This is a genomic window from Salinispora oceanensis (genome assembly GCF_000383575.1).
GTDB classification, from domain to species: domain Bacteria; phylum Actinomycetota; class Actinomycetes; order Mycobacteriales; family Micromonosporaceae; genus Micromonospora; species Micromonospora oceanensis.
The window spans coordinates 5407344-5427967 of sequence record NZ_KB911579.1; the positions used below are offsets into that span (position 1 = coordinate 5407344).

Genomic DNA, 20624 nt, shown 5'->3' on the forward strand with positions numbered 1-20624 from the left:
GATTGCTGCAGCTGCTCCGCCGACACCGGCCGCGACACCAACGACCGCACCGACCCGACCGGTGCGCCCTGGCCGTCGGCCAGTGTCACGGACACGCCGTCGTCGCCTCGCAGGCTCAGCCGGACGCGCAGGAAGTCCGCGCCGGAGGCAGCGAGAGTCACGTCGTTCCAGGCGAACGGCAACGTCACCGCGCCGTCGGCGCTGGCCGCCACGAGTGCGGTCTGCAGGGCCGCGTCGAGCAGTACGGGGTGGATGCCGTAGCGCCCGGCCTGCCCGTCCAGCGATTCGGGAAGCTCCACCTCGGCCAGCAGGTCGTCGCCGTGACGCCACACGCTCCGCAAACCCTGGAACGCCGGGCCGTACTCGTAGCCGTGCCCGGCCAGCCGCTCGTACGCCTCCCCCAGCGCCACCTCCACCGCACCCGACGGCGGCCACACCTCACCCAGCACCGCACCGGCAGCCGCATCGCCGGCCGCCAGCACACCCGCCGCGTGCTGCGTCCAGACCGCATCCGCATCGCCGTCATCCCGAGCGAAGATCTTCAACTCGCGATCACCCGTCCCGGACGGCTCACCCACCGAGATCTGCACCTGCACGGCACCGCGTTGCGGCAGCACCAGCGGCGTCTGCAACACCAGCTCCCGTACCACCGGCGCGCCCACCTCGGCGCCGGCATGCAACGCCAGCTCGGCCCAGACAGCGCCCGGTACGACCACCGCATCAAGAACGACGTGCTCGGCGAGCCACGGCACTGCCCCGGTCGACCACCGGCCGGTCCACACCGTGCCGTTCTGGCCGGCGAGGCCGACCCCGGCGCCCACCAGCGGATGCTGTTCCGGCGTGCTCGCCTGCTCCTGGTGGGCCGGCAGCCAGTAACGCTGGCGCTGGAACGCGTACGTCGGCAGGTCGACCCGTCGCCGCGGCACGCCCTCGAGGACGGCCGGCCAGTCGACGTCCACGCCCCGGGTGAACAGCTCACCGGCGGCGGTGAGCATCCGCCGCAGCCCGCCCTCATCGCGTCGCAGGGATTCGACGGCGGCCGCCGTCAGCGTCTGCTCGACGACCGGCGTGAGCACCGGGTGCGGGCTCACCTCCAGGAACAGGTGCGGTCCGGCCTGTTCGACGGCCTGCTGGAACCGTACGGTCTCGCGCAGATTGCGGAACCAGTAGGCCGCGTCCATCGTCGTGGTGTCGATCGGTTCCCCGGTGACGGTCGAGATCAGGGTGATCGGGGACGCGGCCGGCGCGATGCCGGTCAGCTCGGTCAGCAGCCGGTCGCGGATCTGTTCCATCTGCGGTGAGTGCGAGGCGTAGTCCACGGCGATCCGGGTGGCCCGCACCTCTCGCCGGGCGCAGATCTCGAGCAGCGCGTCCAGGGCCGGCAGCGGTCCGGACACCACGACGGTCCGGGGACCGTTGATCGCCGCGATCGACAGACCCTGCGGCAGGAACTCCCGTACCTCCGCTTCAGGGAGCATCACCGAGATCATGCCGCCGTCTCCGGTGATCTCCCGCAGCGCGCGGCTGCGCAGCGCCACCACGCGGGCGCCGTCGTCCAGCGACAACGCCCCGGCCACGCACGCCGCCGCGATCTCGCCCTGGGAGTGTCCGATCACTGCCGCCGGCGTCACACCCCAGGACCGCCACACCGCCGCCAGGGAGACCATCACCGCCCACAGCAACGGCTGCACGACGTCAACGCGCGTGAGGTCCTCGTCCGGCACGTCGGTCAGTGACCAGTCGACGTACGGGGACAGCGCCCGCTCGCACTCGGCCATCGAGCGGGCGAACACGGCCGACTCCGCGGTCAGCTGCCGGGCCATCCCGGCCCACTGAGAGCCCTGGCCGGGGAACAGCCACACCACCTCGCCGGAGTGACCGGTACTGCTCGTCTCCTCGGCGGCCAGGCCGGCGAGCAGCTCGTCCCGGGTGGCGCCGACCACGACCGCGCGGTGGGCGAAGACAGTGCGGGACCGTAGGAGTTCGGCAGCCGCCGCGACCAGGTCCGTGTCGGTGGTCCGGGCCCATGCGGCGAGCCGGTCCCGCTGAGCGCGCAGAGCCGCCGGGCTCTTCGCCGACAGCACCCAGGGCACCACCGGCATCGTGACCGGTGCCGCGGCCGGTACGACGACCGGCTCGGCCTGCTCCAGGACGACGTGGGCGTTGGTGCCGCTCATGCCGAACGACGACACGGCGGCCCGCCGCGGGCCGCCCCGGTCGGGCCACGCCGCCTGCTCGGTCACCAGTTCCACGGACCCGGCCGACCAGTCGATCTCCGGCGAGGGCTCGTTGACGTGCAACGTCGCCGGGACCGTCCCGTGCCGCATGGCGAGAACCATTTTGATCAGGCCGGCGACGCCCGCGGCCGCCTGCGTGTGGCCGAGATTGGACTTCACCGAGCCGAGCAACACCGGCCGTTCCCGGTCCTGTCCGTACGTGGCCAGCAGCGCCTGCGCCTCGATCGGGTCGCCGAGCCGGGTCCCGGTGCCGTGCGCCTCCACCACGTCGACGTCGGTCAGCGACAGGCCGGCGTTGGCCACCGCCTGCCGAATCACCCGCTGCTGCGACGGACCGTTCGGAGCGGTCAGGCCGTTGGACGCACCGTCCTGGTTAACCGCGCTGCCCCGCAGCACGGCGAGGACCTCGTGCCCGTTGCGCCGCGCGTCCGACAACCGCTCCAGCAGGATTACACCGGCGCCCTCGGCGAGGCCGAACCCGTCGGCCGCGGCGGAGAAGGCTTTGCACCGGCCGTCCCGCGCGAGGCCCTGCTGCCGGGTGAAGATCACCAGCGCGCTCGGTGACGACATGACGGTCACCCCGCCCGCGACCGCGAGCGTGCACTCGCCGTTGCGCAACGCCTGGGCGGCGAGATGTACGGCGACGAGCGAGGAGGAGCAGGCCGTGTCCACCGTCACCGCGGGTCCCTCAAACCCGAACGAGTACGCAATCCGGCCGGACAGCACGCTGCCCGAGTTGCCCGTACCCAGATATCCCTGCAGCTCCTCGGACACGCCGGTCATGCCACCGGAGTAGTCACTGCCGGCCAGGCCGGTGAACACGCCGACGGGTGTTCCGTACACGCCGGCCGGGTCGATGCCGGCGCCCTCGAACAGCTCCCAGGTGGTCTCCAGCAGCAGCCGCTGCTGCGGATCCATCGCGAGTGCCTCACGCGGGCTGATGCCGAAGAATCCCGCGTCGAACTCGGCGGCGTCGTGCAGGAAACCGCCGCCCCCGCTGTGCCGGTCCTCCTCGCTCAGCACCTCGGCCCAGCCGCGGTCCTCCGGGAAGGCCGACACCGCGTCGCCGCCAGCGCTCAGCAACTGCCACAGGCCCTCCGGTGAGTGCACGTCGCCGGGGAAACGGCAGGCCATCGACACGATGGCGATCGGCTCGTCGGCCGCCGGCCGGGCGGTCGCCTCCGGCTCTGCAACGGTTTCCGGTACGCCGTACAGCTCCCGCACCAGATGCCGGGTGAGGGCGGACGGGTTCGGCTGGTCGAAGGCGAGCGTCGCCGGCAGCCGTAGCCCGGTCGCCGTGTTCAGCCGGTTGCGCAGCTCGACGGCGGTCAGCGAGTCGAAGCCCAGCTCCTTGAAGGGACGCTCGGCGACCTCCTGCCCGGACGGGTAGCCGAGAACCGCGGCGACGTGTCGGCGTACCAGCTCGAGCACGCTTCGTTCCCGCTCCGCCGGGGGCAGGCCGGCCAGCCGCTCGCGCAGCCCGCCGCCGGTGGCGCTGTCGGCCACGCGCCGGACCCGCGGCCGTTGTGGTGTCCCGGCCGCGGCCAGCGCGTTCTGGTGGATCGCCATGGGCGCGACCACCGGCTCGCCGGCCGCCAGAGCCGAGTCGAACAGGGCGAGGCCCGTGGCCGCGGTCAGCGGCGCCATGCCGGCGGCGGCCATCCTGGACAGGTCCGCCTCACCGAGGTGCGACGTCATACCGCTGGCCTGGCCCCAGAAACCCCAGGCAAGCGAGATCGCCGGCAGGCCCTCGGCCCGGCGCCGCAGCGCCAGCGCGTCCACGAACGTGTTGGCGGCGGCATAGTTGCCCTGCCCTGGACTGCCGATCAGGCCGGCCGCCGACGAGAACAGCACGAACAGCGAGACGTCCAGGTCGCGGGTGATCTCGTGCAGGTTCCAGGCGCCGTCCGCCTTGGGCCGCAGCACGGTGTCGATCCGCTCCGGGGTCAGCGAGCCGATGACGCCGTCGTCGAGCACGCCCGCGGCATGCACCACGCCCGTCACCGGCACGTCCACACCGGCGAGTGCCGCGGCCAGCGCCGGCCGGTCGGCGACGTCGCACGCCACCGCCCGGGCCTGCGCGCCGAGCGCCGCCAGGTCCTGGACGAGCTCGGCCGCTCCCGGCGCGTCCGGCCCTCGGCGGCTAAGCAGCAGCAGATGCCGTACGCCCTGCTCCGCCAGGTGCCGGGCGATCAGCTGGCCCAGCATGCCGGACGCACCGGTCACCACCACGGTTCCGTGCGTGCGCGGGGTGTGCGCGACGGTCAGGACCACCTTGCCGACATGCCGCGCCTGGCTGACGTAGCGGAACGCCTCGCGTGCCTGCCGTACGTCCCAGACCTTGATGGGCGGCAGGCGCAGCGTTCCGGCCTCGAACAGCGAGATCAGTTCCCGCAGCATCTCCTGGATCCGGTCCGGGCCCGCCTCCATCAGGTCGAAGGCCCGATACGACGCGCCGATCTCGCCGGCGCTGCGGATGTCGGTCCGGCCCATCTCCACGAACCGGCCGCCGGGCGCGAGGCTGCGTGCCGAGGCGTCGATCAGGTCCCCGGTGAGGCTGTTGAGCACCACGCCGACGCCGCGCCCACCGGTGGCCTCGCGGACGCGCTGCTCGAACTCCCCGGTCCGCGACGAACTGATGTGCCGGTCGTCCAGGCCCTGTCGCCGCAGAGCTTCCCATTTGGTGGGGCTCGCGGTCGCGTACACGTCGGCGCCCCAGTGTCGTGCGAGCTGCACCGCCGCATGGCCCACGCCGCCTGCGGCGGCGTGAATCAGCACCGATTCGCCGGGGCGCAGCCCCGCCAGGTCGTGCAGGCCGTAGTAGGCGGTCAGGAACACCAGGGGTACGGCAGCGGCCTCCGCCCACGACCATTCGTCCGGTACCGGGATCAGCAGGCGGTGGTCGGTCACCGCGGTCGGCCCGAACGCGCCCTCGAACAGGCCGGTCACCCGGTCGCCCACGGCTAGCTGCCGTACTCCGGGGCCGGTCTCGACGACGACTCCGGCCGCTTCCTTGCCCAGCCTGCCGCCGTCCGGGAGCATGCCGAGAACGGTGAGGACGTCCTTGAAGTTCAGCCCGGCGGCGCGGACGGCCACCCGGACCTGGCCCGGCGCCAACGGCTCCCACACCTCGGGGCACGGCCGGGCGGCGAGGTCGTCGATCGTGCCGCTGCCGGTGGTGTCCAGCCGCCACGCGTCGCCGGTCGCGGCATCGTCCGCGGCCACGGTCGCGAGCTGGGGAGCGAGCACCGCGCCGGCCCGCACGGCCACCTGCGGCCGGTCCGCGGCCAGGGCTCGGGCCAGCATCCGGTCGTCGGACTCGTCGGCGTCCACCAGCACGAACCGGCCCGGGTTCTCGGACTGGGCCGAGCGCATCAGGCCCCACACCGCGGCCTGCACCGGGTCGGGGCGCTCGGCGTCGCCGGTGGCCACCGCACCGCGGGTGAGCACGACGAGCCGCGCCTCGCCGGACCAGCGCTGCACCGCCGCCAGCACGCGATCGAGCACGGCACGCAGGTCCGACAGGACGTCGCCGTCCGCCTCGGGAGCCCGCAGCACGACGACCTCCGGCGCCGGCTTGTCCGCGGCCCGCTCGTACGGGGACCACGACGGCGACGGCGGGTCGTCGGGCACGGCCACTGGGGTCCACTCGACGCGGTGCAGCGCCGCCGTTGCGGTGTCACCGGCGGCTAGCTGGTCGAGGTCGACCTCGCGCATCACCAGCGCGTCGGCGGTGAGCACGGCGGCGCCGGTGGTGTCCGCGACCAGCACGGACATGCCGTTCTCGCCGCGCGGGCTCAGCCGTACCCGGGCCGCCGTCGCGCCGGTGGCGTGCAGGGAGACACCGGACCAGGAGAAGGGCAACGCGGCGGAGCCGTCCTCGCCGGCGGCGACCGCGGCCTGCAGCGCCGCATCGAACAACGCCGGATGCAGTCCGAATCCGTCCGGCGTCACCGTGTCCGGAAGGGCCACCTCGGCGAACACCTCACCGGCACGGCGCCACACCCGCCGCAGGCCCTGGAACACCGGCCCGTAGACGACGCCCTGCCGGGCGAGACGCTCGTACGTCCCCGCCAGGTCGACCTCGGCCGCGCCGGCCGGCGGCCAGGCCGCGAGCTCGGCGTTCCGGTCCTCGCCGAGTGGTTCGTCGGCCGTGAGCACGCCGACGGCGTGGCGGGTCCAGGGCGCGTCGCCGGCCTCGTCGGAGCGGGAGTAGACGCGGATCTCGCGTCGCCCCGCCTCGTCCGCCTCGTCGACGAGCACCTGCAGGCGCAACTCGTGCGCCGCCGGAACGATCATCGGAGAGTGCAGGGTCAGCTCGCCCAGCCGGCCGCATCCCACCCGGTCCCCGGCCCGGATGGCCATGTCGGCCAGCGCGGTACCGGGAACGACCACGGCCTGCCCGACGGCGTGGTCGGCCAGCCAGGCATGTGACCGTAGCGAGAGCCGGCCGGTGAACACCACACCCTCGTCCTCGGCGAGGACCACTGCGGCGGCCAGCAGCGGGTGGCCGCTCGGGTCCACTCCAGCCCCCGCGGTGTCGACCGGGGCGGCCGCGTCGAGCCAGTAGCGCCGGCGCTGGAAAGGGTAGGTGGCCAGCTCGACACGCCGGGCGCCGCCGTCGGGGAACAGCGGCCGCCAGTCCACCGGCACACCCCCGCAGTGGGCCTCGGCCAGCGAGACGAGGAACCGCTCCAGGCCACCCTCGTCGCGCCGCAGCGAGCCGACCACGGTGCCCGGGTCGTCCGTGCTGTCGAGGATGTCCTGCATGGCGGTGGCGAGCACCGGGTGCGGACTGATCTCGACGAACACCCGGTGGCCGTCGTCGAGCATCGAGCGCACGCCGTCCTCGAACAGCACCGGCTGGCGCACGCCCCGGTACCAGTAGGCGGCGTCGAGTTCGGTGGTGTCGATGCGCTCCCCGGTCACCGTGGAGCAGAACGGGACGGCCCCGGGCAGCGGCGTGACCGGTGCCAGGTCCGCCAGCAGGCGGTCGCGGATGGCCTCGATCTGCGCGGTGTGCGAGGCGTAGTCCACCGGGATCCGGCGAGCCCGGACGCCTTCGGACACGCACTGGTCGAAGAGCTCGCTCAGGGCCGCGGACTCGCCGGCGACCACCACGGACGCCGGCCCGTTCACCGCGGCGATCGAGAGCCGGCCCGGCCACCGGGCCAGCCGCGCCCGCACCTGGTCGGCCGGCAGCGGCACTGACATCATGCCGCCGCGCCCGGAGAGTTCCTCGGCGACGGCCCGGCTGCGCAGGGCGACCACCCGCGCCGCGTCCTCGAGCGACAACGCACCGGCCACGCACGCTGCGGCGATCTCGCCCTGGGAGTGCCCCACCACGGCCGAGGGTGCCACCCCGTGGGCCCGCCACAGTTCGGCCAGCGACACCATCATCGCCCACAGCGCCGGCTGGACGACGTCCACGCGTTCCAGCGCCGCGGCGTCGTCCAGCACGTCGAGCAGGTTCCAGTCGGCCCACGGCGACAGGGCCGCGGCGCATTCGCGCATCCGCTGGGCGAATACCGGCGACGTCGTCATGAGTTCGCGTCCCATGCCGGCCCATTGCGCGCCCTGGCCGGGGAAGACGAACACGACGCCGTTCGGCTGAGCGGTGGCGGATCCGGTCACGACACCGGCCACGGCGTCGTTCGCGGCGAGGGCGCCGAGCCGCTGCAGCAGCTGGTCCCGGCCGTTGCCGACCAGCACGGCCCGGTGGCCGAAGACGGACCGGGTCGTCACCAGCGAGTGACCGATGTCGGCCGGGTGCAGGTCCGGCCGGCCCGAAACCAGCTCCAGCAGGCTGCTCGCCTGGCCGCGCAGGGCCTCGGGGCTCTTGGCCGACAGCACCCAGGGCACCAGCTCCGGCTTCGGCCCGCTGGCCCGTTCCTCGGCCGGTTCCTCGGCTGGCTCCTCCAGGATGGCGTGCGCGTTCGTTCCGCTGATCCCGAACGACGAGACGGCCGCCCGGCGCGGCCTGCCGGTCTCGGGCCACGGCCGCGCCTCGGTCAGCAGCGACACCGCGCCGGCCGACCAGTCCACGTGCGGCGACGGCTCGTCCACGTGCAGGGTCCGGGGCACGACCCCGTGGCGCATCGCGAGTACCATTTTCATCACGCTGCCGACACCGGCGGCCGCCTGGGTGTGGCCGATGTTCGACTTGAGCGAGCCGAGCAGCACCGGCCGCTCGGCGGGCCGATCCTGGCCGTACGTCGCCAGCAGCGCCTGCGCCTCGATCGGGTCGCCCAGTTTCGTGCCGGTGCCGTGCGCCTCCACGACGTCGATGTCGGTGAGCGCGAGCTGCGCGTTGGCGACCGCCTGGCGGATCACCCTGCGCTGTGACGGCCCGCTGGGCGCCGTCAGCCCGTTGCTGGCGCCGTCCTGGTTCACCGCGGTTCCCCGGACGACGGCGAGGATGTCGTGGCCGTGCCGCCGGGCGTCGGACAGGCGTTCCAGCAGCACGATGCCGACGCCCTCGCTCCAGCCGACGCCGTCGGCCGCCGCGGAGAAGGCCTTGCACCGCCCGTCCGCGGCCAACCCACCCTGCCGGGTGAACTCGGAGAAGGTCCGCGGGGTGGCCATCACCGTGGCGCCGCCGGCGAGCGCCAGCGAACACTCGCCCTGCCGCAGCGACTGCGCCGCCAGATGCACGGCGACCAGCGAAGAGGAACAGGCCGTGTCGACGGTGACCGCCGGCCCCTCCAGGCCGAACGTGTACGCCACCCGCCCGGAGGCGACACTGGGCGACACCCCGGTGATCAGATAGCCGCCGACCTCCTCGGGGTCGGCCGCCAGCAGCAGCGCGCCGTAGTCCTGGCTGGTCACGCTGGCGAACACGCCGGTCTGGCTGCCCTTGAGCGAGGCCGGGTCGATGCCCGCCCGTTCGAACGCCTCCCAGGACGTCTCGAGCAGCAGGCGCTGCTGGGGGTCCATGGCGAGCGCCTCGCGGGGGCTGAGGCCGAAGAACTCGGGGTCGAACCCGGTGGCGTCGCTCACGAAACCGCCGTCGTAGGAGAGCTCCCCGGCCGGCGGTTCCCAGCCGCGGTCAGCCGGGAACCCGCTGATGGCGTCGACCCCATCGGCCAGCATCTGCCACAGCTTCTCCGGCGAGTCGACCCCACCGGGGAAGCGGCAGGCCATGGCGACGATCGCGATCGGTTCGCTGCGGGCGGCCACGTACCGGTTGTTCTGCTGCCGCAGGCGCTCGTTCTCCAGCATCGACGCCCGGAGCGCCGCGACGATCTGATCGACCCGTGTCTCCATTGCCTGTCCCCTCAGTCAGCGTCGCCGGCAGCGAGAGCGGCTCGTACCAGCTCGTCCACCGCCATGGTCCTGATCGATTCGCTGTTGTCGGTGTGCCGGCCGTTGCCCGGCGGTCCGGGTTCGGCGAGCGCGGCGAGCGCGTCCACCAGCCCGGCCTGCCGGATCCGCGACAGCGGGATCGAGTCGAGCAGCGCGCGCAGCGCGGCGTCGTCGGTGTGGTCGGCGACGCCGGGTGTGCTCGGCGGGACGAGCTCCGCCAGCAGGAAACCGGCCAGCGTCGCGGCGGTGGGATGGTCGAAGACCAGCGTCGCGGGCAGCCGCAGGCCGGTGATCGCGTTCAGCCGGTTGCGCAGGTCCACGGCGGTCAGCGAGTCGAAACCCATGTCGCGGAACGCCCGGTCGACCGGGATCTGCTGTGCGCCGCCGTGTCCCAGCACCACGGAAACCTGCTCGCGCACGACGTCGAGCACCACGGCGAGACGTTCCGGCTCCGGCTTGGACTCCAGGTGCTCGCGCAGCGCCCGTTCCGAGCGTTTTACGCGGCGCACCGGAGCCCGGACCAGGCTCTTGAGTACGGCCGGGATGCCGTCCACCGCTGCTTGCGCCCGCAGTGCGGCCGCGTCGAGCCGGGCCGGCACCACTACCGGGTCGGCGCCGGCCGTCCCGGCGTCGAACAGGCGCAACGCGTCCTCGGTGGGCAGCGGCACCAGTCCGCCGCGCCCCATCCGGTCGAGATCCGGGCCCGCGAGACCGCCGGTCATCCCGGAGCGCTGGTCCCACATGCCCCACGCCAGCGACACCCCGGCCAGACCGCGGTGGCGCCGGTGCGCGGCGAGGGCGTCCAGGAAGGTGTTCGCCGCGGCGTAGTTGGCCTGCCCCGCGGCGCCCAGGACGCCGGCCATGGAGGAGAACATCACGAACATCGCCAAATCGCGGTCCGCGGTCAGCTCGTGCAGGTGCCACGCCCCGGCGACCTTGGGCCGGAAGACGGTGTCGACCTGCTCCGGCGTCAACGAGGTCAGGGTGGCGTCGTCGAGCCCACCGGCGGCGTGGACCACCCCGGTGAGCGGGTGCTCGGCGGGGATCGAGTCCAGGACGGCGGCCAGGGCGGTCCGGTCGGCGACGTCGCAGGCGACCAGGCGTACGTCGGCGCCGAGTCCCGCCAGTTCGGCTTGCAGCTCGGCGGCTCCGCGGGCGTCCGGGCCGCGGCGGCCGACCAAAAGGAGGTGGCGGACGCCGTGCCGTACCACCAGATGGCGGGCCACCACGCCACCCAGCGTCCCGGTGCCGCCGGTGATCAGCACGGTGCCGTCCGGGCGCAATGCCGGGGGCACGGTGAGCACGACCTTGCCCACGTGCTGCGCCTGGCTGACGAAACGGAAGGCACGGCGCGCGTGGCGTACGTCCCAGGACCGCACCGGCAGCGGCCTCAGCGCTCCGCGCCCGAACAGCTCCAGCAGTTCGGCCAGCATCTGCCGGATCCGTTCCGGGCCGGCGTCCATCAGGTCGAAGACCGTGTAGGTGACGTGCGGTTGCTCCTCCCGCAGCCGGCCGGGGTCGCGGATATCGGTCTTGCCCATCTCCAGGAACCGCCCGCCGGGGCGCAGCAGCCCGAGCGAGGCGTCGACGAACTCCCGGGCCAGCGAGTTCAGCACGACGTCGACACCGCCGGCGAAGCGTTCCCGGAACTCCAGGGTCCTGGACGACGCGATGTGCTCGTCGTCCAGTCCCAGCGAGCGCAGCGCCGGCCACTTGCCCGGGCTGGCGGTGGCGAACACCTCGGCCCCGAGGTGGCGGGCCAGTTGAACGGCGGCCATGCCGACACCGCCGGCGCCCGAGTGGATCAGCACCGACTCGCCGCGGCGCACTCCACCGAGATCGATCAGTCCGTAGTAGGCGGTGAGGAACACCATCGGTGTCGCCGCGGCCTGCTCGAACGGCCAGCCCGCCGGGATCGGGGCCAGCAGGCGCCGGTCCGCGACCGCCAGCGGGCCGAAGGACCGGTCGGCGACGCCGAAGACCCGGTCGCCGGGCACCAGATCGGCAACGTCCGGGCCTACCTCGACTACCACGCCGGCCGCTTCCGCACCCATCGGCGCGGCGCCGGGATACATGCCCAGGGCGATCAGGACGTCGCGGAAGTTGACTCCGGCGGCGCGCACCGCGATGCGGACCTGTCCCGGCGCGAGGGCGGACGACGCCTCGGGCGCGGCGACGATGTCGAGGGCGTCCAGTGTGCCCCGGTTCTCGGCGTCCACGCGCCACACGGGCTGATCGGCGGGTGGCACGAGACTCGGGTCGGGGACCGTCCGGGCCAGTCGCGGGATCAGCAGCGTACCGTCTCGCAGCGCCAGCCGTGGCTCGCCGGAGGCGACCGCGGCGGCCACGGTCCCGGGGTTGGGTTCGCAATCGGCGTCGAGCAGCACGAACCGGCCCGGGTTCTCCGACTGGGCCGAGCCGATCAGACCCCAGACCGGCGAGCTGGACAGGTCGGCCACGTCCTCGTCGACAGCGGCCGCTACGGCCCGGCGCGTGACCATCACCAATCGGGCGGCCGCCCACCGCGGGTCGGCGAGCCAGGACTGCGCCAGCCTCAGCGCTTCGTGGGTCACCTCGTGCGGCGCCCGTCCCCGGCCGGTGACGGACACCATCACGAAGTCCGCGTCGGAGTCCGGCAGGGAGGCCAGGTCGAGGGCCGGATCGTCGAGGCGGGCCCAGCGCGCCGGCTCGCCGACGGGCGTGCCGACCGGCAGGGCCTGCCAGTCCACCCGCAGCGGGGCGTCGCCTGAGCCGCCGGTGGTGCGGCCGCGTGTGGTCAGCGGCCGGGTCGCCAGCGCGTCGACCGACAGAACCGGCCGGCCGGAGACGTCGGCGACCAGCACCGAGACCCCGCCTGTCTCGTTGGGTGTCAGGCGCGCCCGCACCGCCGTCGCGCCCGCCGCGTGCAGAGAGACACCGGACCAGGCGAACGGCACCTGCACCCCGCCCGCCTTGCGTCCGCCCGCGAACCCCATGCCCTGCAGCACCGCGTCGAGCAGACCCGGGTGCATCCCGAACCGGACCGCCTCGTCGCCGGCGCCCTCGGGGAGGACGACCTCGACGTAGGCGTCGTCGCCGGCGGTCCAGGCGGCCCGCAAGCCGCGGAACACCGGGCCGTAGCCGTAGCCCTCGTCCGCCATCGCCGGGTAGAAGTCGGACAGATCGAGGGGGACGGCGCCGGCCGGCGGCCATTCGGCCGCCGGGAACGGCACTTCGGTTCCGGCCTTGGTTAGTACGCCACTCGCGTGCCGGGTCCACCACGGCTCGCCGGTCGCGGCCGCCGGGCGGGAGTGCACCACGAACGTACGCCGTCCGTCGTCGTCGGTCGCGCTGACGACGGCCTGCACGGCGACGGATTCCCGGGCGTCGAGCATCAGGGGCGATTCGAGCGTGAGTTCCTCGAGCCGGTCGCAGCCGACCTCCTCGCCGGCGCGCAGGGCGAGCTCGACGAACGCCGTGCCCGGCAGCAGCACCGAGCCTTTGATGGCGTGGTCGGCCAGCCAGGGATGGGTTCGCACGCCGAGTTGCCCGGTCAACAGGACACCGCCGGAGCCGGGGAGCTCGACCGCGGCGCGCAGCAGCGGGTGACCCGATTCACCGAGGCCCCACGCGGAGGCGTCGCCGGCCGTTGTTCGGGAGTCCAGCCAGTAGCGTTGCCGCTGGAATGCGTAGGTGGGCAGATCCACGCGGGTGGCCGGCACGGCGTCGAACAACGCCGTCCAGTCCACCGTCGCGCCCGCGGTGAACAGCTCGCCCAGCCCGGTGAGCACCTCCTGCGGCTCACTCGCACGCGCGGGGACCAGCGCGGTCGCCGGCAGGCCGGACAAGCAATCGGCGGTCATGACCGTGAGCGCGCTGCCCGGCCCCACCTCGGCGAACCGGGTCCCACCCAGCTGCGCCGCAGTATGCACAGCATCGGCGAACCGGACCGTGCGGCGCGCTTGGGCGCACCAGTAACCGGGAGTGGCGATGTCGTCAGTGACCTGGCCAGTCAGCGTGGACACCACCGCGATCCGCGGCGCCGACCACGACAACCCGTCCAACACCGCCGCGAACTCGTCCAACATCGGCTCCATCAACACCGAATGAAACCCATGACTGACCCGCAGCCAGCCACACCCCACCCCCGCCGACCGCTCCACCCGCTGCAACACCGACCGCGGCCCGGACAGCACCACCGACCCCGGCCCGTTCACCGCCGCCACATCAACATCCCAGCCCCGGGCCAGCACCTCGGCCTCCGACAGCGGCACCCGCAACATCGCCCCACCGGACGGCAACGCCTGCATCAACCGGGCCCGCGCCGCCACCAACCGACACGCATCCGCCAGAGACAACACCCCGGCCACATGCGCGGCCGCCACCTCCCCGACCGAATGACCGATCAGCAGGTCCGGGCGCACCCCCCACGACTGCAACAACCGAAACAGCGCCACCTCGAACGCGAACAACGCCGGCTGCGCCCACCCCGTCTGCTCCACCGACTCCGGCACCACTTCACCGCCAAGCAGCTCCCAGGCCTCCTCCCACGCCGCCGCAAACACCGGAAACGCGGCCGCCAGCTGCTTTCCCATACCGGCGCGTTGCGAGCCCTGACCAGAAAACAACAGCACCGTCTTGCCCACCGACGCCGACGCCGACGCTGCCGCGGTCACTGCCCGCAGTCGGTCGATCAGCGTGTCACGATCAGGGCCGACCACCACCGCCCGGTAATCCAGCACCGCCCGAGAACGCACCAACCCCGCACCCACCAACCGCGCATCCGGACCTGCCTGCTGCGCCCAACCCGCTAGCCGCGCCGCCTGCGCCTGCAACGCGCCCGCCGACTTCGCCGAAACCACCCACGGCACCACCGGCATCTCCGGCACCTCTACCGCCTCGGCCTCGGCCGGCGGCGCCTGCTCCAACACCACATGCGCATTCGTGCCACTGATTCCGAACGAAGACACACCCGCCCGGCGAATTCCGTCTCCCGGCCAAGGCGCGGACCCGGTAACCAACTCAACCGCACCCGCCGACCAGTCGACGTGCGGCGTCGGCTCATCCACGTGCAACGTCGCCGGCACCATCCCATGCCGCATCGCCAGGACCATCTTGATCACACCAGCGACACCGGCCGCCGCCTGCGTGTGGCCGATATTCGACTTCACCGAACCCAACAGCACCGGCCGCTGCCGGCCCTGCCCATAGGTGGCCAGCAACGCCTGCGCCTCAATCGGATCACCCAACCGGGTCCCCGTCCCGTGCGCCTCCACCACATCAACGTCACGCAACGACAAGCCCGCATCGGCCACCGCCTGCCGAATCACCCGCTGCTGCGACGGACCATTCGGCGCCGTCAAACCATTCGACGCACCATCCTGATTCACCGCACTACCCCGCAACACAGCCAAAACCTCATGACCGTTACGCCGCGCATCCGACAACCGCTCCAACAGCACCAGACCGACACCCTCGCCGAGGCCCACCCCGTCGGCCGCGGCCGCGAACGCCTTGCACCGGCCGTTCGCCGCCAGACCCTGCTGACGGCCGAACGCCACGAAGGCCGCCGGTGTGGCCATCACCGTGGCCCCGCCGACCAGCGCGAGCGAGCACTCGCCGCGCCGCAGCGACTGCGCGGCCAGGTGCATGGCGACCAGCGACGACGAGCAGGCCGTGTCGATGGTGACCGCAGGGCCTTCGAACCCGAACGTGTACGCCACCCGCCCGGACAGCACACTCGCGGTGTTGCCGGTCGTCAGGAAGTCCGTGACGCAATCGCCGGCGCCCAGGAACAGCGCGCTGTAGTCCTGCCCGTTGGTTCCGGCGAAGACGCCGGTGTCGCTCTGCGTCAAGGCGGCCGGGTCGATGCCGGCCCGCTCGAACGTTTCCCAGGCGACTTCGAGGAGGAGCCGCTGTTGCGGGTCCATTGCCGACGCCTCACGCGGGCTGATCCGGAAGAAGTCCGCGTCGAACTCGGCGGCGTCCGCCACGAAGGCACCCTCACGCGTACGCGGCGGCTCCGGTCCGAGCAGTTCATCCCAGCCCCGGTCCGGCGGGAACTCTCCCACCGCGTCGCCGTCGGCGACGAGCAGCTCCCAGAGTTGCTCGGGGGTGCGAACGCCACCCGGGAACCGGCAGGCCATCGAGATCAGCGCGATCGGCTCGTCCAGGGAGTCGTCGGCGGCCGCCGGCAGGGCCGGCGCGCTCTCGTCGCCGGCGAGTTCCTCGGCAAGGTGACGGGCCAGCCCGGCCGGGGTGGGGTGGTCGAACACCAGCGTGGCGGGCAGGCGCAGCCCGGTGACGAGGTTGAGCCGGTTACGCAGTTCGACCGCGCTCATCGAGTCGAAGCCGAGCTCCCGGAAGGCCCGGTGCTGCTCGATGGCGTCCGGGCCGGCATGGCCGAGGACGGCCGCGGCATGAGCCTTGACCGCGTCCAAAAGCAGCGCGTGCCAGTCGTCGCGCGGGATCCGCCACAGTTCCGCGGCCAGCTGCGGTGCGCTGTCTCCCGGCGGGGTGGCCCGTTGCCGCACTTCGGGCAGGTCTCGCAGCAGGGACGGGACGGCCGGCAACGGCTGGCCGGCGGGCACATCCCAGCCGATCTCGGCGACCATGATCGAGCTTTCGTCGTCCTCGACGATGCGGTGCAACGCGCTGATCGCCGATTCCGGGGGCATGGACCGTACGCCGGTGCGGCGCAGCATCTCTTCGATCGCCGCGCCGCCGATGCCGGGGCCAGCCCAGTGACCCCAGGCGATCGACGTTCCCGCAAGCCCGAGCGCCCGGCGGTGCCGGGCCAGGCCGTCCAGGTACGCGTTCGCCGGTGCGTAGTTGCCCTGCCCGATGTCGCCGAGCGTGCCGGTGATGGAGGAGAAGAGGACGAATGCCGAGAGCTCCGCGCCGGCGGTGAGCTCGTGGAGGTTCCAGGCGCCTTCCGCCTTCACCCGCCACACCCGCTGCATCTGTTCGAGGGTGAGCGAGTCCAGCATCGCGTCGTCCAGCACCGCGGCGGTGTGGAACACGGCGCCCAACGGACGCTCCGCCGGGATGCCGGTCAGGACTGCCCGCAGTGCGTCCCGGTCGGCGAGGTCGCAGGCGACCACGGAGGCGGCGGCACCCGCGGCCTCCAGTTCGGTGACCAACTCGGCCGCGCCCGGGGCCTCGATGCCACGACGGTTCACCAGCAGCAGGTGCCCGGCACCCAGGCCGGCGAGCCAGCGCGCTACGTGCTTGCCGAGCGCGCCGGTGCCCCCGGTGATCAGTACGGTTCGGCCGGTCACCGACCAGGACCGCGCCGGGCGGCCGGCGGCCGGCGCTCGCACCAGCCGCCGGGCGTACGTCGCGTCCGCACGGACCGCCACCTCGTCCTCGTCGCCGGTGAGCGCAGTGGCGAGCCGGTTCCACACCCACTCGTCCGGCTGACCGGGCAGGTCGAGCACGCCTCCCCAGTGGTCGGGCGCCTCTGCGCGGGCCACGGAGGCAAAGCCCCAGATGGCGGCCTGTCCCGGTGATCCCGCAGGTGCCGGGCTGTCTCCGGCCCGGACCGCGTTCCGGGTGACCCACCAGACCGGTGCGGCCACACCGAGGTCGCTCAGCGCCTGCATCACCAGGACGGACCACGCCACGCTCCCGGGCACGGCCGGGTACCCGTCGACCGCCTCGGCCACCGCGGCCGGTGACAGGATGCCGGCAAGATCACCCGCTCTCAGCGCGCCCGCGATCCGTTCCCGCACCGCTCCGCGATCCGCTTCGGTGAGCACGACCCGCGTCACGTGTGCGCCGTGCAGTTCCAGGACGCCGGCCAGCTCGACCAGCGGGTCGTCCTGCACGGCGATGACGAGCCATTCGCCGGTCAGCCTGCGCGGCGGCTGGTCGGCCAGCCGCTTCCACTCGACCCGGTATCGCCAGGAGTCGGCCATCGCATCGGTACGCCGCCGCTGCCGCCACGACGCCAGGCCCGGCAACACGCCCGTCACGGCCTCGGCCTCGACGCCCAGCCCGGCGGAAAGGCTCTCGACGTCGCCGCGTTCCACCGCGTCCCAGAAGAGGCGCTCCACCGGATCGGCGGACGGCGGGGCCGGCGTCAACCAGTAGGACTCGCGCTGGAAGGCGTACGTGGGCAGGTCGACCCGCCGCTGAGGCACGCCCGCGAACACGGCCCGCCAGTCGACGTCCACGCCGGCGGCGAACAACTCGCCGGCCGACGTCAGCAGGCGCCGCAGACCACCGTCGTCGCGTCGCAGCGAGCCGACGACCGTGGCGTCGTCGAGGGTCTCCTCGATCGCGGCCAGCAGAACCGGGTGCGGCGCCACCTCCAGGAAGACGCCGTGGAATGCGCGGCCCGCGCATTCCACGGCGTCCTGGAAGCGGACCGTGTGCCGCACGTTGTCCAGCCAGTACGCCGCGTCCATGGCGCTGCCGTGGATCGGCTCACCAGTCACTGCCGAGATCACCGGCGTGTGCCCGTCATCCGGTGTGATGGGGCCCAACGCGGCCAGGATCCGTTCCGCGACCCGGTCGACCTCACCGGAGTGCGCGCTGAAGTCCACGCCGGGGATCCGCCACCGCAGCACCCCTTCGGCGGACAGCGTCCGCTCCCACCGCACCAGAAGCTCGTCCGGACCGGACACCACCACCGTGCCCGGCCCGTTCACCGCCGCCACCGACAGCCCGTCCGGCAACAACTCGCGGACCCGGTCCTCGGCCGCCATCACCGACACCATCCCGCCGCCACCGGCGATCTCCCGCAACGCCCGGCTACGCAACGCGACCACCCGCGCCCCATCGGACAGCGACAGGACACCAGCCACACAAGCCGCTGCCACCTCACCCTGGGAGTGACCGATCACCGCCGCCGGCCGTACTCCCCACGAGCGCCACACTTCGGCCAGCGACACCATCACCGCCCACAGCACCGGCTGCACCACATCGACACGCGACAGATCCCCGTCCATCACGTCCGGCAGCGACCAGTCCACGAACGGCGCCAACGCGGCCCCACACTCGGCCATCGAGGACGCGAACACCGGCGACTCGGCCATCAACTGCCGGGCCATCCCCGTCCACTGCGCGCCCTGACCGGAGAACACCCACACCACGCCGCCGTCACCACGCGGGTCGGCCCGGCCCACCACCACCGACGGCGCGGGCGTCCCCTCCGCCACCGCGGACAGTCCGCTGACCAGCTCGTCGCGGCCGGCGCCGAGCACGACAGCGCGATGCTCGAACCGGGCACGAGATCGCGCCAGGGCCGCACCGACGGAGAGCGAGTCCTCGGCGGACTGCTCAGTCCATGCGGCCAACCGCTGGGCCTGGGCGCGCAGGCCTCCCGCCGTCCTGGCCGACACCACCCACGGCACTGCGGGCAGCGCCGGAGGCGGCGCCTCGGCGGGCACGACGCCGGGCGCCTGTTCGAGCACCACGTGCGCGTTCGTCCCGCTGATCCCGAACGAGGACACCGCGGCGCGGCGCGGTCCCTCCCGGGCCGGCCACGGGGTCCGCTCGGTGACCAGTTCGACCGCGCCGGCGGACCAGTCCACCTCGGGCGTCGGATCGTCGGCGTGCAGGGTGGCGGGCACGACGCCGTGCCGCATGGCGAGGATCATCTTGATGACGCCGGCGACGCCGGCCGCTGCCTGCGTGTGAGCGATGTTCGACTTCGCCGACCCGAGGAGCACCGGCCGGTCGCGGTCCTGCCCGTACGTGGCCAGCAGCGCCTGCGCCTCGATCGGGTCGCCGAGCCGGGTCCCGGTGCCGTGTGCCTCGACCACGTCGATGTCCGGCAGGGACAGCCGCGCGTTGGCCACCGCCTGCCGGATCACCCGCTGCTGCGACGGGCCGTTCGGCGCGGTCAGGCCGTTGGACGCACCGTCCTGGTTGACCGCACTGCCGCGCAGCACAGCGAGGACCTCGTGCCCGTTGCGCTGGGCGTCCGACAGCCGCTCCAGCAGCACCAGGCCGGCGCCCTCACCCCAGCCCACACCGTCGGCCGAGGCGGAGAACGGTTTGCACCGTCCGTCTCCCGCAGGTCCGGTCTGTCCCGGCGAGGCGACGAAGACACTGGGTGTGGCCATGACCGTCACGCCACCGGCGAGAGCGAGCGTGCACTCGCCCTGACGCAGCGCCTGAGCGGCGAGATGCAGGGCGACCAGCGACGACGAGCAGGCCGTGTCCACGGTCACCGCCGGTCCTTCGAGGCCGAACGTGTACGCCATCCGGCCGGTGGCGACACTGCCCGCGCTGCCGTTGCCGACGTATGTCACGAGCGCTTCGGCTTCCTCGCCTTCTGGCGTCAGCAGCGAGGCGTAGTCGTGGTACATCACGCCGGCGAAGACGCCGGTCGCGCTGCCCCGCAACGATGTCGGGTCGATGCCCGCCCGCTCGATCGTCTCCCAGGCGACCTCCAGCAGCAGCCGCTGTTGCGGGTCCATCGCCAGCGCCTCGCGCGGGCTGATCCCGAAGAACCCGGCGTCGAACTGGGCCGCATCGACCAGGAACGCTCCCGCACGAAGGTGGTCGCGGCCGTGCAGCAGCCGATCCCAGCCCCGGTCGGCGGGCAGGGCCGCGACCGTGTCCTGTTCGGCCAGCAGCAGTGACCAGAGCTCCTCCGGCGTGGTCACCCCGCCCGGGAACCGGCAGGCCATCGACACGATCGCGATGGGATCGCCGGTGGTCGCCGCGGAGACGGGTTCGGCGACCGGGGTGACCACGCCGGAGAGCTGATCCGCCAGGTGGTCGGCCAGGGTCGCCGCAGTGGGGTAGTCGAACACCAGGGTCGCGGGCAGTTGCAGACCGGTCGCGGCGCTCAAGCGGTTGCGCAGGTCGACCGCGGTCAGCGAATCGAACCCTAGGTCCCGGAAAGCCTGGTTCACCGGGACGTCGTGGGGGCCGCTGTGCCCGAGCACCAGGGCCGCCTGTTCACGTACGACCTCGAGCACGACTGCGCGGCGATCCGGTGCGGGGGCCGACCGTACTCGGTCACGCAGGGCGCCTTCGGCCCGGCCGGCGCGGCGTAGCGGTGTGTGGACCAGGCTGCGCAGCGGTGCGGGCGGCGGGTCCATCGCGGCCAGGGCAGTGGGGTCGATGCGCATCGGCAGCAGCAGC

1 protein-coding gene and 4 pseudogenes are annotated in these 20624 nt (G+C 73.2%); all 5 read right to left on the minus strand.

Annotated elements, in window-relative coordinates; translation table 11 throughout:
• Positions 1–17: 17 nt before the first annotated feature.
• Positions 18–959, minus strand: a pseudogene (locus SALPAC4_RS29250) (polyketide synthase dehydratase domain-containing protein); the annotation flags it as partial.
• Positions 951–4469 (minus strand): annotated as a pseudogene (locus tag SALPAC4_RS29255) (type I polyketide synthase); the annotation flags it as partial. The pseudogenes SALPAC4_RS29255 and SALPAC4_RS29250, both read right to left, overlap by 9 nt.
• A gap of 45 nt (positions 4470–4514) precedes the next feature.
• A pseudogene (locus SALPAC4_RS29260) lies at positions 4515–6398 on the minus strand (polyketide synthase dehydratase domain-containing protein); the annotation flags it as partial.
• A gap of 57 nt (positions 6399–6455) precedes the next feature.
• Positions 6456–9518: pseudogene (locus tag SALPAC4_RS29265) on the minus strand (type I polyketide synthase); the annotation flags it as partial.
• A partial coding sequence (locus SALPAC4_RS28765; RefSeq protein ID WP_449619069.1) for a type I polyketide synthase occupies positions 9515–20624 on the minus strand: 11110 nt, incomplete at its 5' end. The pseudogene SALPAC4_RS29265 and the gene SALPAC4_RS28765, both read right to left, overlap by 4 nt.